The 14,805-nt window shown below is 72.1% G+C and carries 9 protein-coding genes; all 9 read right to left on the bottom strand.

Annotation, left to right across the window (positions count from 1 at the left end; all coding sequences use genetic code 11):
• Nucleotides 1-539: helix-turn-helix domain-containing protein (locus KC207_RS14960; protein ID WP_249138772.1), on the bottom strand; the 539-nt coding region annotated here is incomplete at its 3' end.
• 274 nt (nt 540-813) lie between these two features.
• Nucleotides 814-1,398, bottom strand: coding sequence for a DUF6990 domain-containing protein (locus tag KC207_RS14955; RefSeq protein WP_211604115.1), 585 nt, complete (start codon nt 1,396-1,398; stop codon nt 814-816).
• A gap of 23 nt (nt 1,399-1,421) precedes the next feature.
• Entirely contained in the window at nt 1,422-3,086 is a 1,665-nt protein-coding gene (gene pgm / locus KC207_RS14950) for a phosphoglucomutase (alpha-D-glucose-1,6-bisphosphate-dependent) (protein ID WP_211604114.1), read from the bottom strand.
• On the bottom strand, nt 3,083-5,359 hold the full coding sequence (glgB, locus tag KC207_RS14945) for a 1,4-alpha-glucan branching protein GlgB (RefSeq protein WP_211604113.1): 2,277 nt from the start codon (nt 5,357-5,359) through the stop codon (nt 3,083-3,085). Before glgB ends, pgm begins: the two co-directional genes overlap by 4 nt.
• The gene (locus KC207_RS14940) at nt 5,356-6,807 is read right to left on the bottom strand and encodes a maltokinase N-terminal cap-like domain-containing protein (protein ID WP_211604112.1); all 1,452 of its coding nucleotides are present in this window, start codon (nt 6,805-6,807) and stop codon (nt 5,356-5,358) included. Before KC207_RS14940 ends, glgB begins: the two co-directional genes overlap by 4 nt.
• Nucleotides 6,800-8,551 (bottom strand): maltose alpha-D-glucosyltransferase, encoded by a 1,752-nt coding sequence (gene treS / locus KC207_RS14935; protein ID WP_249138770.1) that lies wholly within the window; start codon nt 8,549-8,551, stop codon nt 6,800-6,802. Before treS ends, KC207_RS14940 begins: the two co-directional genes overlap by 8 nt.
• On the bottom strand, nt 8,548-10,614 hold the full coding sequence (locus KC207_RS14930) for an alpha-1,4-glucan--maltose-1-phosphate maltosyltransferase (protein WP_211604111.1): 2,067 nt from the start codon (nt 10,612-10,614) through the stop codon (nt 8,548-8,550). The genes treS and KC207_RS14930 overlap by 4 nt, the downstream gene beginning before the upstream one ends.
• Before the next feature lie 162 nt (nt 10,615-10,776).
• Nucleotides 10,777-13,350, bottom strand: a complete 2,574-nt coding sequence (locus KC207_RS14925) for a glycogen/starch/alpha-glucan phosphorylase (RefSeq protein ID WP_211604110.1) — start codon at nt 13,348-13,350, stop codon at nt 10,777-10,779.
• A 119-nt stretch (nt 13,351-13,469) separates the two neighbouring features.
• Nucleotides 13,470-14,789, bottom strand: coding sequence for an alpha-hydroxy-acid oxidizing protein (locus KC207_RS14920; protein ID WP_211604109.1), 1,320 nt, complete (start codon nt 14,787-14,789; stop codon nt 13,470-13,472).
• Nucleotides 14,790-14,805 lie beyond the last annotated feature (16 nt).

Here is a 14,805-nt window from a genome sequence, read left to right as displayed (position 1 = left end):
CGGTTGGCGATGAGCAGCTCGCCCGGGACGCGGGGCCGGGTGGCGCCGGTGCGTGGCGCCCGGCGGGCACGGCCGGTGCGCAGCGCGGTGTGCAGGTCCTTGCGCAGCGACCCGCGGCCCTGGACGTACAGCTCGGTGTAGAGCGTCTCGTGGGAGACCCGCATCGAGCCATCATCGGGGAAGACCACCCGCAGCCGATGGGAGACCTGCTGCGGGCTCATCCGCTGGCTGCCTCCCAGCCACGCCTGCACCGTGGCCGCCAGCACCCGGTGCCGGGAGAGCTTCGTCGGCTTCGGCCGGCGTGCCCGGTCCTCGGTGCGCACCTGCGCGATCCGCGCCGCGTAGGGCCGTAACCCCGGCCTGCCGGCCTGGGTGCCTCCCACCCCCCGGTGGTTACGGGCGACCTCCCGACAGATCGTCGAGCGCGCCCGGCCCGTGGCTCGCGCGATCTCGGCCCGGCTGTGGCCCGCGGCGAGCATCTCCTCGACCAGCTCCCGCTCCTCGAACGAGAGCCGGAACCCACTGTCGGCAACACGCATCCTGATCACCCCGCCAGCCTCGCGGACCCACCGGTACGCCACATGGGTGCCCACCCCGGCAACCTCAGCCGCGACCTCCACCCGTCCGTGCCGGCGGTACTCCCGCCAGAACACATCCTCGAAACGACGAGCCACCTTCAACGTCACAACACACCTCCGCAGGTCGTGTTGCACTCACCCCTTGAAGTCGCCACCGGATCGTGTGCGTGGTGCCGTCCCTCGACGATCGGGGGCATCGCACGAGCGGCTCACCGCTGCCCCGCGCGCGCCCCGGCTACCCGACCCGCTCCGCGACCTCGACGGCCCGGCGCACCATGTCGTCGGTGACGTAGGGGTACAGCCCTCCGCGTCCCTCGGTGCCCAGGGCCGCGCGCAGCTCGTTCAGGCGGTCGACCTCACCGGTGGCGACGAGGGCGGCCAGGTGCCACAGCTGGTGGCTGCCCGGGACGTCCAACGTGGCGAGGATCTGCTCCTGGCGTGCGGCGAAGGACGTGGACGCCACGAAGGACTCGGAGGCGGTCAGGTGCTCGTCGCAGAGCGGGATGATCGTGTCGTCGTCGACCGGCAGGTCCGCCACCTCCCGCGCGTTCGGCTGCGTCGGGAACGCCGGGAAGACCACGTGCCGTTCGCCGTCGATGTGGTTGACCGCCTCGCCGATGGCGTTCGAGACGAAGGCGCAGCCGAAGGAGACGAGGCGCTGTCCGGGTCCGACGTCGCGCAGCGTGAACCGGAAGTGGAACCGGTTCACCTCGAGCTCGCGGTACATGAAGAGCGTCGAGCCGTCCTGGCCGGGGCGCGAGAGACCGCGGGAGCGCAGGTGCTCCTTGACCACCCGCCGCATCTGCGGGATCGGCATCATCGGTCGGTCACCCAACCCACGGGTCAGGAGCCGAGGGCGGCGGAGACGACGTCCTTCGCCTCGGCCTGGACCTGCGCGAGGTGGTCGGCGCCGCGGAAGGACTCGGCGTAGATCTTGTAGACGTCCTCGGTCCCGGACGGCCGGGCGGCGAACCACGCCGACTCGGTGACGACCTTGAGCCCGCCGATCGCCGCACCGTTGCCGGGGGCCTCGGTGAGCTTCGCGGTGATCGGCTCGCCGGCGAGCGACTCGGCGGTGACGTCGTCGGGGGAGAGGGCGGCGAGCTTCGCCTTCTGCTCCCGGTCGGCGGCCGCGTCGATGCGGGCGTAGGCCGGCTCCCCGTGCCGGGCCGTGAGCTCCCCGTACAGCTGCGACGGCGTCTTGCCCGTCGTCGCGATAATCTCCGACGCGAGCAGGGCCAGCAGGATGCCGTCCTTGTCGGTCGTCCACACCGACCCGTCGCGGCGCAGGAACGACGCCCCCGCGGACTCCTCGCCGCCGAACGGCCCGGACCCGTCGAGCAGCCCGGGGACGAACCACTTGAACCCGACGGGCACCTCGACCAGCCGCCGGCCGAGGTCGCCGGCGACCCGGTCGATCATCGAGCTCGACACGAGCGTCTTGCCGACGAAGCCGTCGTCCCGCCAGTCCGGCCGCGCCCCGCCGTAGAGGTACTGGATCGCGACCGAGAGGTAGTGGTTGGGGTTCATGAGGCCGGCGTCCGGGGTGACGATGCCGTGCCGGTCGCTGTCCGCGTCGTTGCCCGTCGCGACGTCGAACTGGTCGCGTCGTTCGATGAGCGAGGCCATCGCCGACGGGGACGAGCAGTCCATCCGGATCTTGCCGTCCCAGTCGAGCGTCATGAAGCGCCACGTCGCGTCGACGAGCGGGTTGACGACGGTGAGGTCGAGACGGTGCCGTTCGGCGATCGCGCCCCAGTAGTCGACGGCCGCTCCGCCGAGCGGGTCGGCGCCGATCGTCACGCCCGCGTCCCGCACCGCGTCGAGGTCGAGCACGCTCGGGAGGTCGTCGACGTAGGTGCCGAGGAAGTCGTAGGACTCGGCGGACGCCCGTGCACGCTCGAACGGCACCCGGCGCACGCCCTCGAGCCCGGCGCGGACGTACTCGTTGGCGCGGGCGGCGATGACCTTCGTCGCGTCGCTGTCGGCCGGTCCGCCGTGCGGAGGGTTGTACTTGAAGCCGCCGTCGGTCGGCGGGTTGTGCGACGGCGTGACGACGATGCCGTCCGCGAGCCCGGTGTGCGCCGGCATCTCCGAGACCCCGCGGACCTTCCCGCGGTTCGCGACGAGGATCGCGTGCGAGACCGCGGGGGTCGGGGTGTAGCGGTCTGCGGCGTCGACGAGCACCGTGACCTCGTTGGCGACGAGGACCTCGAGGGCACTCGCCCACGCCGGCTCGGACAGCCCGTGGGTGTCGCGGCCGAGGAAGAGCGGCCCGTCGTACCCCTGCTCGCGCCGGTAGTCGACGATCGCCTGCGTCGTCGCGAGGATGTGCGCCTCGTTGAACGACGTCCTCAGGCTCGACCCGCGGTGCCCCGAGGTGCCGAAGGCGACCTGCTGGTCGACGTCCTCGGGGTCCGGCTGCCGCGTGTAGTACGCCGTGACGAGCGAGGCGACGTCGACGAGGTCGCTCGGCTGGGCGGGCTGTCCGGCGCGCGAGGAGGTCATTCCGTGATCCTCCCAGGCGTCGTCGTCCCCGTCACCACCTCGGCGAGCAGCTCCTCGGCCGAGGGCTCCGCGGGCCCGTCGTCGTCGAGCGGCGCGAGGTAGAGCGCGGCGAGCCCGGCGACCCGGACGGTCACCGAGTACGGCTGGTCGTTCCACGGCTGCGCCTCGGCCTCGAGCACCGTGCCGGCCTGGCTCGGGGAGGAGTCGGCGTCGTAGCCGCTCGTGTCGAGCACGACCTCCCATCGGCCGCCCCGCGGCACACCGAGCCGGACCCAGTCCTTGTCGGCGCCGCTGTAGTTGACGACCGTCGCGACGACGTCGCCGGTCGTGTCGGCGTGCTCGAAGCGCAGGTAGGACAGCAGGTTGCCGGTGTTGTCGTCGGCGTCGAGCCACCGGAAGCCGGCGGGCTGCGCGTCGAGCGTCCACAGCGCCGGGTGCTCCGCGTACAGGGTGTTGAGCTGCTTGACGAGCGCGTGCACCCGGTGGTGCGCCGGGTGGTCGAGCAGCCACCAGTCGAGCGAGCGGCCGTCGGCCCACTCGCCCGGCTGGGCGAACTCGCACCCCATGAAGAGCAGCTGCTTGCCCGGGTGGCTCCACATGTACGCGAGGAACGCCCGCAGGGTCGCGAGCTGCTGCGGCTGGTCGCCCGGGATCTTGTTCACGAGCGAGCCCTTGCCGTGGACGACCTCGTCGTGGCTGATCGGCAGCACGAAGTTCTCACTGAAGGCGTACATGAGCGAGAAGGTGAGCAGGTTGTGGTGGTACTGGCGGTGCACCGGCTGCTCGTGGAGGTAGCGCAGGGTGTCGTTCATCCAGCCCATGTTCCACTTGAGCCCGAAGCCGAGGCCGCCCGACGACGTCGGCTTCGTGACGCCCGGCCAGGACGTCGACTCCTCGGCGATCGTCACGATGCCGGGGACCCGCTTGTACGCCGTCGCGTTGGCCTCCTGGAGCAGCCCGATCGCCTCGAGGTGCTCACGGCCGCCGTGGACGTTCGGGATCCACTCGCCGTCGCGGCGGGAGTAGTCGAGGTAGAGCATCGAGGCGACGGCGTCGACCCGCAGGCCGTCGACGTGGAACTCCTCGAGCCAGTACACGGCGTTCGCGACGAGGAAGTTGCGCACCTCGAGCCGGCCGAAGTCGAAGACGTGGGTGCCCCAGTCCGGCTGGTCGCCGCGTCGGGGGTCCGGGTGCTCGTAGAGCGGCAGCCCGTCGAAGCGGGCGAGGGCGAACTCGTCCCGGGGGAAGTGCCCGGGCACCCAGTCGAGGATGACGCCGATGCCCGCCTGGTGCAGGGCGTCGACGAGGTACTTGAAGTCGTCCGGCGTCCCGAACCGCGCCGTCGGGGCGTAGTACCCCGTCACCTGGTAGCCCCACGACGGCCCGTACGGGTGCTCCATGACCGGGAGCAGCTCGACGTGGGTGAAGCCGAGGTCGGCGACGTAGTTGACGAGGTGCTCGGCCATGTCGCGGTACGTCATCCCGGCCCGCCAGGACCCGAGGTGGACCTCGTAGACGCTCATCGGGCGGGTGTGCGGGTCGCTCGCGGTCCGCTCGGCGAGCCACGCGTCGTCACCCCACTCGTGCGTGGAGCCGTCGACGACCGACCCGGTCCGCGGAGGGCACTCGGTGCGGCGGGCCATCGGGTCGGCCTTGGTGCGCACGCCGTCGTCGGCGCCGCGGATCTCGAACTTGTAGACGTCGCCGACGCCGACCTCCGGGACGAAGAGCTCCCACACCCCGCTCTGTCCGATGAGCCGCATCGGGTGGACCCGGCCGTCCCAGCCGTTGAAGTCGCCGACGACGCGCACGGCCTTGGCCCGCGGCGCCCACACGGCGAACGAGGTGCCGTGCACGGTCCCCATCGGGCCGTCGTACTCGCGCACGCGGGCCCCGAGGACGGTCCACAGCTGCTCGTGGCGCCCCTCGTTCACGAGGTGCAGGTCGACCTCGCCGAGGGTCGGCGCGAACCGGTACGGGTCGTCCTGCTCGTGCTCGACGCCGTCGTCCCAGCTGACGAGGAGCCGGTAGTCCATCGTGCGCGTCGCGTCGGGCCGCACCGCCGTCCACACGCCCTCGGCCTCGTGCTCGAGGGTCAGCTCCTCGCCGTCCTCGAACCGGACCCGGACCGAGGAGGCCATCGGCTTCAGGACCCGGATCCGCAGCCCGCCCGGTTCCATGTGCTGGCCGAGCAGGTCGTGCGGCTGCTGGTGGCGACCCTGGACGAGCGCCGTGATGGCGCCGCCGATCTCGGGGGTGGGGGTCGGGGTCACGAGGGGTCTCCTTGCGTCGGGGGCGGGGAGAAGGCGTGGGTGAGGCGGCGGACGGCCGCGAGCGGGATGGCCACCCAGTCCGGCCGGTTGCGGGCCTCGTAGACGACCTCGTACATCGCCTTGTCGAGCTCGAACGCGGCGAGCAGCGCGCCGAGCGAGCGGGGGTCGGTGCCGGCGTCCTCGGCGTACCCGTCGAGGAAGGCGTCCCGGGCCGAGGAGACCCAGTCGCGGGCGTCCGCGCCGTCACGCTCGTGGCTGCCGCCGGCGTAGTCGAGGCTGCGGAGCATCCCGGCGACGTCGCGCACCCACTGATCCGGCTGCGTCCGCTCGGCGAGCGGGCGCAGCGGCTCGCCCTCGAAGTCCAGGAGCACCCAGCCGCGCTCGGGGGAGTGCAGCACCTGGCCGAGGTGGTAGTCGCCGTGGATGCGCTGCATCGGCGGCCAGTCGGCGGTCTCTGCGTCCGCGAGGACGGCCTCGGCGGCCGGGCGGACGACGGCGAGCTCCGGTGCGGCCTCGACGGCGGCGGCGAGGCGGCGGCGCATGCCGTCGACCATGTCGCGCGCGTCGTCGGGCGTCGTCGGGGTCGTCCCCAGCGCGGACGCGAGCACCCGGTGGGTCTCGGCCGTCGCCGCCCCGAGGGCGCGCGCCGGGCCGGAGAAGTCCTCGCCGGCGGTCACGGCCCGCAGCGCGACCCGCCAGGCGTCCTCGACGCCGGGGAGGAACTCCTGGGCGAAGGCGAGGTGGCCGTGGGCGGCCTCGTCCCCGTCCGGGCCGGGGTGCGGCCAGTGCGCCGTGACCGACCCGACGACGCCGGGCACCCGGCGCGAGCCCGCGTCGACGAGGGCGCCCTGGAGGACGACGTCGGGGTTGTCGCCGGGCGAGAGCATCCGGAAGACCTTGACGATGAGCGGGACGTGGGTGCCGTCGCCGCGCTCGGTGTCGAGGATGACGGAGGTGTTCGACTGCTCCCCGGTGAGCACCCGGGCGCGGGTGACCGTCACGGCGTCGTGCCAGCTGGGCTGCGGGACACCGGCGACGGTGTCGTCCGTCGCGTCCGAGGCCGCCGACGACGCCGCGGACACCCGGCCCTGCACGAGCTCGAGGAGCTGCGTGGCGTACACGGGGTCGTGGGGCGCGTCGTAGACCCAGCGGGTGCCCAGGACCGAGTGCTCCGTCGTGCCGACGAGGGCGTGGTCGGCCGAGGCGAGAGGGGCGGACCGGTACGTGAGCGGGACCTGGTAGACGACCGGCTCGTCGCCGGCCTCGTCGAGCAGGACGAGCGTCTCGACGCCGACCTCCCCGGCCGGGTCGTCGAGCCGCCATGCGGCGAGGCGCCGCAGGACGGGCGTGCGCCCCTTCGCGGCGTACCAGCGCTGGGTGCCCATCCAGTCACGGACGAGCTCGGTCTTCGTGGGCGTCATGCTGGCGCCCCGGTGGAGCTCAGCCATGGTCACCCCCGACCGGCGGGTCGAGCGCGAGCCAGAAGAAGTCCCGCGAGCCCAGCGTGAGCGACAGCGTGCCGTCCGGCTGGACGTCCGGGAACCCGGTACCGCCGAAGAGGTCGCGGGTCTGCCATCCGGCGAACTCCTCCGGCAGCGTGACCGTCGAGGCCTGCGGCCGTGAGGACAGGTTGTTGACGCAGAGGACCGCCTTGGCGGAGCGGTCCTCGACGTCCCGGTCGCGCCGGTCGGTCCGCACGTAGGCGAGGACGCGGTCGTGCGAGGAGTCGCAGACGGTGAAGTCGCCGAGCCCGAAGACCGGGTGCTCGCGGCGCACGGCGAGCATCCCGCGCACCCAGTGCAGGAGCGAGGACCCGGAGGCGATCTGCGCCTCGACGTTGACGTGGTTGTAGTGGTGGACGAGCGACTGGATGACCGGCAGGTACAGCTTGCCGGGGTCGGCGGTGGAGAAGCCGGCGTTGCGGTCGGGGGTCCACTGCATCGGGGTGCGGACGGCGTCGCGGTCGTCGAGCCAGATGTTGTCGCCCATCCCGATCTCGTCGCCGTAGTACAGGCAGGGCGAGCCGGGGAGGGAGAGCAGGAGGGCGTGGATGAGCTCGATCTCCGGGCGGGAGTTGTCGAGCAGCGGGGAGAGCCGGCGCCGGATGCCGACGTTGGCCCGCATCCGTGGGTCCGGCGCGTACCAGCCGTACATCGCGGCGCGCTGCTCCGGCGTCACCATCTCCAGGGTCAGCTCGTCGTGGTTGCGCAGGAAGGTGCCCCACTGGGTGCCCGGCGGGATCTGCGGGGTGTCGGCGAGGACGTCGATGATCGGCGCCGCCTTCTCCTCCCGCAGGGCGTAGTACAGCATCGGCATGACGGGGAAGTGGAAGCACATCTGGCACTCCGGCGCCTCCTCGGTGCCGTAGTAGTCCACGACGTCGCCGGGCGGCTGGTTCGCCTCGGCGAGCAGGATGCGCCCCGGGTACTCCTCGTCGACCATCGCGCGGAGCTTGGCGAGGAAGGCGTGCGTCCTCGGGTGGTTCTCGCAGTTGTGCCCCTCCTCCTCGTAGAGGTAGGGCACGGCGTCGAGCCGGAAGCCGTCGATGCCCATGTCCATCCAGAACCGGACGACGTCGAAGATCGCGTCGTGGACGGCCTCGTTCTCGAAGTTGAGGTCCGGCTGGTGGCTGAAGAACCGGTGCCAGAAGAACTGCCGGCGGATCGGGTCGAAGGTCCAGTTCGAGGTCTCGGTGTCGACGAAGATGATCCGGGCGTCGGTGTACTTGTCGTCGGTGTCGGACCACACGTAGAAGTCGCCGTACGGGCCCTCGGGGTCGCTGCGCGAGGCCTGGAACCACGGGTGCTGGTCGCTCGTGTGGTTCATCACGAGGTCGGTGACGATCCGGATGCCGCGGGCGTGCGCCTGGGTGATGAGCTCGCGGAACTCGGGCAGCGTGCCGAACTCCGGCAGGACCTGCGTGTAGTCCGAGATGTCGTACCCGCCGTCGCGCAGCGGGCTCGCGTAGAACGGCGGCAGCCACAGGCAGTCGACGCCGAGCCACTGGAGGTAGTCCAGCCGCCCGACGATCCCGGCGAAGTCGCCCTCGCCGGAGCCGGTCGTGTCGCCGAAGCCGCGCACGAGCACCTCGTAGAAGACGGCGGTGCGGAACCACTCGGGGTCGTGGCGCAGGCCGGGCTGGTTCATCCCGAGTCCGGGCGTGCTGTGGCCCATGTGGGGCAGGGCGGTCATCCGATGCTCCTCAGGCTGACGACGTGACAGGGCTGGACCTCGGGGCCGAGCCGGACGTAGACGTCCCGCTCCCAGGTCCACGTCTGCTCCGTGAGCAGGTCGTGGGCCTCCAGGCGCTCACCGGGCTCGAAGCCCAGCGCCCCCATGTCGAGCCGCAGCGTCGTCGCGCGGGTCGAGTGGGGGTCGAGGTTCGCGACGACGAGGACGACGTCCGCGGTGCCGTCGGGCAGCACCCGCCGCTTGGAGAAGGCGAGGAAGCTGTCGTCGTCGACGTCGTGGAAGCGGATGTTCGTCAGGCGGTGCAGCGCCGGGTGCTCCCGGCGGATCCGGTTGACCGTGGTGAGCAGGCCGGCGAGGCTCTGCCCCTCCTTCGGCCCACCCGGCGCGTAGTCGGCCCAGCGACGGTCCTTGAACTCGTACTTCTCGTTGTCGATCTGCTCCTCGGCGCCGGGCCGCGCGACGTGCTCCATCAGCTCGTAGCCGGCGTAGATCCCGTACGTGGGGACCAGCGTCGCGGCGAGCACGGCGCGCACCGTCCACGCCGCGGGGCCGCCGAACTGCATGTACGGCGTGAGGATGTCGTGCGTGGTCGGCCAGAACGACGGCCGCATGTACGCGGCGGCGTCCCCGGAGAGCTCCTCGAGGTACTCCCGGAGCTCCGCGGCGGTGTTGCGCCACGTGTAGTACGTGTAGCTCTGCTGGAAGCCGACCTTGGCGAGGGTGTGCATCATCGCCGGCTTCGTGAAGGCCTCGGCGAGCCAGATCACGTCCGGGTGGTCGCGGGCGACGTCCTCGATGAGCCACTGCCAGAACTCGACCGGCTTGGTGTGCGGGTTGTCGACGCGGAAGATCTTCACCCCGTGGTCGACCCACACCTGGACGACGCGGCGGACCTCTGCGTAGATGCCCGCCGGGTCGTTGTCGAAGTTCAGCGGGTAGATGTCCTGGTACTTCTTCGGCGGGTTCTCGGCGTAGGCGATCGTCCCGTCGGCGCGGGTCGTGAACCACTCCGGGTGCGCCTGCACCCACGGGTGGTCCGGCGAGCACTGGAGGGCGAGGTCCATCGCGACCTCCATGTCGAGGTCCTCGGCCCGCGCGACGAAGGCGTCGAAGTCCTCGAACGTCCCGAGGTCGGGGTGGATCGCGTCGTGGCCGCCGTCGGGGGAGCCGATGGCGTACGGGCTGCCCGGGTCCTCCGGGCGGGCGTCCAGGGTGTTGTTCGGGCCCTTCTTCGCGGCCTGGCCGATCGGGTGGACGGGGGTGAGGTAGACGACGTCGAAGCCCATGTCGGCGACCGCGGGCAGCCGTTCGGCGGCGGTCCGCAGGGTGCCGGTGCGCCAGGTGTGGGTCTCCTCGTCGTACGTCGCGCCCTCGCTGCGCGGGAAGAGCTCGTACCAGGCGCCGTACAGGGCGCGCTCGCGCTCGACGAGGAGGGCGATCTCCGCCGACGGGGAGACCATGTCGCGCAGCGGGCGCTCGCCGAGCTCGGTCTCGACCGCGGGGTCGGTGCCGGCCTTGAGCCGGACGGTCGGGCTGCTCGAGGTGTCGCGCAGGGCGGTGACGGCGTCGACGAGCACCTGCTCCTGGAGCGCGGACCGGTCGACCTCGTCGACGGCGCGCTCGAGGACGCGGGCGCCCTCCTCGAGCATGAGCTCGGTGTCGACGTCGGCGGCGACCTTGATCGTCGCGTCGTGCTCCCACGTGCCGTAGGGGTCGGACCATCCCTCGACCCGGTAGGACCACCAGCCGGTGCGGTCGGCCTCGATGCGGGCGACCCAGGTGTTCAGGCCCGGGTTCGTGCACGTCATCGGCACGTGGCGCTCGCCGCCGTCGGGGTCGGTGAGCACGAGGGTGGCGTTGACGGCGTCGTGTCCCTCGCGGAACACGGTCGCCGTCACCTCGAGCTCCTCACCGACGACGGCCTTCGTGGGCCGGGCGCCGTGGTCGACGCACGGCTGCACGTCGAGGACCGGGATCCGGCCGATCGGGGACTGGGGCTTGGACGTACGCGGAGCAGCAGTCACCTTCAGCAACCTACCGAGTCGGGGCGCCCGACGACACATCGCCCACGGCCCGACCTCGACTTTCCCGGCCCGCGGACGGTCCGCCGTCTCGTGACCGTCGGCCGCGAGCCGCCTGCCCGACGGCGAGCCACCTGCCCGATCACGAGCCTGCTGCAGGAGGCTCGGCGTCGCGGAGCGGGCTCGAGCACGCCGGTGCGCCGGTCAGGCGTGCCAGATCCGGTCGAGGTAGTCGCGCATCGAGCGGTCGGACGAGAAGAACCCGGACCGGGCGACGTTGAGGATCGCCGAGCGGGACCACGCGTCGGGGTCGGCGTACGCGGCCTCGACCCGCTCCTGCGCGTCGAGGTAGGACCGGAAGTCCGCGAGCGCCATGAACGCGTCCTGGTGCAGGAGGTTGTCGATGACCGGGGCCACGGCCTGCCGGTCGCCGCCGGTGAAGTGACCGCTCGCGAGCAGGTCGATCGTGCTGCGCAGGCGGGCGTCCTCCTCGTAGTACATCGACGGGGTGTAGCCGGGACGCAGCCGCTCGACCTCCGGCTCGGTCATCCCGAAGAGGAAGAAGTGGTCGTCGCCGACGAGCCGCCGGATCTCGACGTTCGCGCCGTCGTCGGTCCCGATGGTCAGGGCGCCGTTGAGGGCGAACTTCATGTTCCCGGTGCCCGAGGCCTCCTTGCCGGCGAGCGAGATCTGCTCGGACAGGTCGGCGGCCGGGATGAGCTTCTCGGCGAGCGTGACGTTGTAGTTCGCCGGGAACGCGACGGACAGCCGGCCGGCGACCCGGGGGTCGGCGTTCACGGTGTCGGCGACGGCGTTGACGAGGAAGATGATCTCCTTCGCCAGGTGGTAGCCGGGGGCCGCCTTCGCCCCGAAGACGACGGTCCGCGGGGTGAGGTCCTCGGCGGCGACGCGGCCGGAGACGACGTCGTCGTAGAGCGAGACGATGTGGAGCAGCTTGAGGGTCTGGCGCTTGTACTCGTGGAGACGCTTGACCATGACGTCGAGCATCGAGTCCTGCGGGATCTCCAGGCCGTCGCGCACCCGCAGCAGAGCCGCGAGCCGCTCCTTGTTGCCCTGCTTGACCTCGCGGAACGCGGCCCGGAAGGAGGCGTCGTCGGCGTACGGCTCGAGCTCGCGGAGCCGGTCGAGGTCGGTGACCCAGCCGTCGCCGATCGTGTCGGTGACGAGGTCGGACAGCCGCCGGTTGGCGAGCAGGACGAAGCGCCGCGGGGTGATGCCGTTCGTGACGTTCGTGAACTTGTCCGGCCACATCCGGGAGAAGTCCGGGAGCACCTTGTCGCGCAGCAGCTGGCTGTGCAGCTCGGCGACGCCGTTGACCTTGGAGCCGGCGACCGTCGCGAGGTAGGCCATCCGGACCGACCGCTCGGGGTGCTCGGCGATGACCGACATCCGGCGCACGAGCATCTCGTCGCCGGGGAAGGCCTCGCGGACCTCCTCGAGGAACTCCTCGTTGATCCGGTAGATGATCTCGAGGTGGCGCGGCAGCAACCGGCCGAGGAGCTCGACGGACCACACCTCGAGGGCCTCGGGCAGCAGGGTGTGGCACGTGTAGGCGAAGCAGCGCTTCGTGATGTCCCACGCCTCGTCCCAGTCGAAGCCCTTGCGGTCGACGAGGATCCGCATGAGCTCGGGGATCGCGATGACGGGGTGGGTGTCGTTGAGCTGGACGACGAGGCGCTCGGGGAGGCGGCGCAGGTCGAAGTCGTGGGGGAGGGTGTTGTCGATGAAGTCGTGCAGCGAGCAGGCGACGAAGAAGTACTGCTGCTGCAGCCGCAGCTCCTTGCCCTGGGGCGTGGAGTCCTCCGGGTAGAGCACCTTGGAGATGTTCTCGGCGAAGGTCTGCGCCCGCACGGCCTCGGCGTAGTCGCCGGAGTTGAAGATCTGCAGGTCGAACGCCTGGGTGGCCTTGGCGCTCCAGAGCCGCAGGGTGTTGACTACGCCGTTGCGGTGGCCCGGGACCATGTAGTGGTACGGCATGCCGACGACGTTCCAGTCCGGCACCCAGCGGCAGACGACCCGGCCGTTCTCGTCGGTGACCTCCTCGGTGCGGCCGCCGAAGTGGACGAGCACCTGGCGCTCGGGGTGCGGGAACTCCCACGGGCTGCCGAGCGAGAGCCACGAGTCGGGGACCTCGACCTGCCGGTCGCCCTCGAAGGTCTGACGGAAGATGCCGTACTCGTACCGGATGCCGTACCCGATGCACGGCACGTCCATCGTCGCGAGGGAGTCCACGAAGCAGGCCGCCAGCCGGCCGAGGCCGCCGTTGCCGAGACCCGGTTCGACCTCCTGGGCGCGCAGCGAGGCGATGTCGATGCCGCAGCGGCTCATCGCGGCGTCGGCGACGTCCTGGAGGTTCGTCGCGAGGAGGTTGTTGCCGAGCTGGCGGCCGAGCAGGTACTCGGCGGAGAGGTAGGCGACGGTCTTCTGCTGGGCCTGACGACGGCGCGCGCCGGTCTCGAGCCAGTCCGCCATGAGGTAGCGCCGGACGGTGCGGGCGAGGGCGAGGTACTGGTCGTTGACCGTCGACTGCGACAGCAGGACCCCCTGGCCGTAGTTCAGCTCGCCGAGGAAGGTCTCGACGAAGCCGTCGACCGTCGGGGCGGGCTGGACGACCGGACCGGAGGCGAGCGGGTGGCTCGTACGGAACGTCGGGCCGATCCGGCGCGCGTCGGTCGAGGGGGTCTCGTCGGACACGACGGCGGGGTCCGCCGGGGGCTGGGCGGGCAGCGTCGAGGCGGTGGGCACGGGCTCGGACATCGAGGGGCCGTCCTTCGGGGCGTGGGGCGGGAGCGGGCGCAGCGACGGTGATGCGCGAGACAGCGTACGCACACCGGACGGCCGCCCGTGGCGCCCTGCGGGATGCCGGACGGCGCGGCTCAGCGGGGCGGTGTCCCCCCGGCGTCCCGCAGCAGGTCCGGTCCCACGTCGGCGAGGCCGTGGCACCCGGTGAGTGCCATCGAGAGGTCGAGCTCCGCCGCGACGTGCCGCAGCACGGCCGCCGCCCCCTCCTCACCGGCGAGCGCCAGCCCGTAGACGTACGGCCGTCCGAGCCCGACCGCCGTCGCGCCGAGGGCGAGGGCGACGAGCACGTCGGCGCCGCTGCGCACCCCGCTGTCGAGAAGGACCGGCACCGACGACCCGCCGTCGCGCAGGGCGGTGACGACCCCGGGGAGCGCGTCGAGCGCGGCGACCGAGCGGTCGACCTGGCGTCCGCCGTGGTTCGAGACCCACACGGCGTCGACGCCCGCGTCGGCGGCGCGCCGTGCGTCGTCGGGGTGGAGCACCCCCTTGAGGACGACCGGCAGCGAGGTCATGGCCCGCAGTCGCGGCAGGTCCTCCCACGTGAGCGCCGGGTTGGAGAACACGTCGAGGAAGGTCTCGACGGCCGCCCGGGGCACGGGGGAGCGGACGTTGTCGCGGGTGGCGCCGGGATGGTTGCGGCTCATCGCGAGGAGGGTGCGGACGGCCGCCGGGGTGGGACGCGGCTGCTGTTCGGGGTCGGCGCCGTCCTCCGCGGCGTCCCGTGCCGTGGCGACCCGGGCCTCGACGAGCCGGCGGAAGACCGGGTCGGAGGTGTACTGGGCGATGCCCTCACCCCGGGCGAACGGCAGGTGGCCGAGGTCGAGGTCGCGCGGACGCCAGCCGAGGTAGGTCGTGTCGAGCGTGACGACGATCGCCTCGGCGGCGCACGCCTCGGCGCGCCCGACGAGGCTCGCCGCGAGGTCGTCGTCGTTGCTCCAGTACAGCTGGTACCAGAACGGGGCTCCCGCGAGGGCGGCCGCGACCTCCTCCATCGGGCGGTCCGCCTGCGTGCTGAGGACCGGGGTGACGCCGACGGCGGCGGCGGCCCGGGCGGCGCCGACGTCGGCGCTCGGGTGGGCGCTGGACAGGACCCCGATCGGGCTGAGGAGCAGCGGCAGGTCGTGCCGGCGCCCGAGGAGGTCGACACCGAGGTCGCGGGTGCGGGCACCGGAGAGCATCCGCGGGACGACCTGCCACCGATCGAACGCCGCCCGGTTCGCCCGGTCCGTGGCCTCGCCGCCCGCGGACCCCGCGACGTAGGCGAACCCGCGACGGGACATCGCCTTCTCGGCGGCCGCCTCGAGACGGGTGCCGTCGGTGGGGACCACGGGGCGTCGGCCGAAGGAGCCCGCCCGGTAGATCGCCGACTGGATGGTCCGTCCGAGGTCCGCCATCCCCTCGTTCTACCGC

The organism is Phycicoccus avicenniae, assembly GCF_018139485.1.
GTDB classification, from domain to species: Bacteria; Actinomycetota; Actinomycetes; order Actinomycetales; family Dermatophilaceae; genus Phycicoccus; species Phycicoccus avicenniae.
This window is presented reverse-complemented; position numbering and strand designations above follow the sequence as displayed.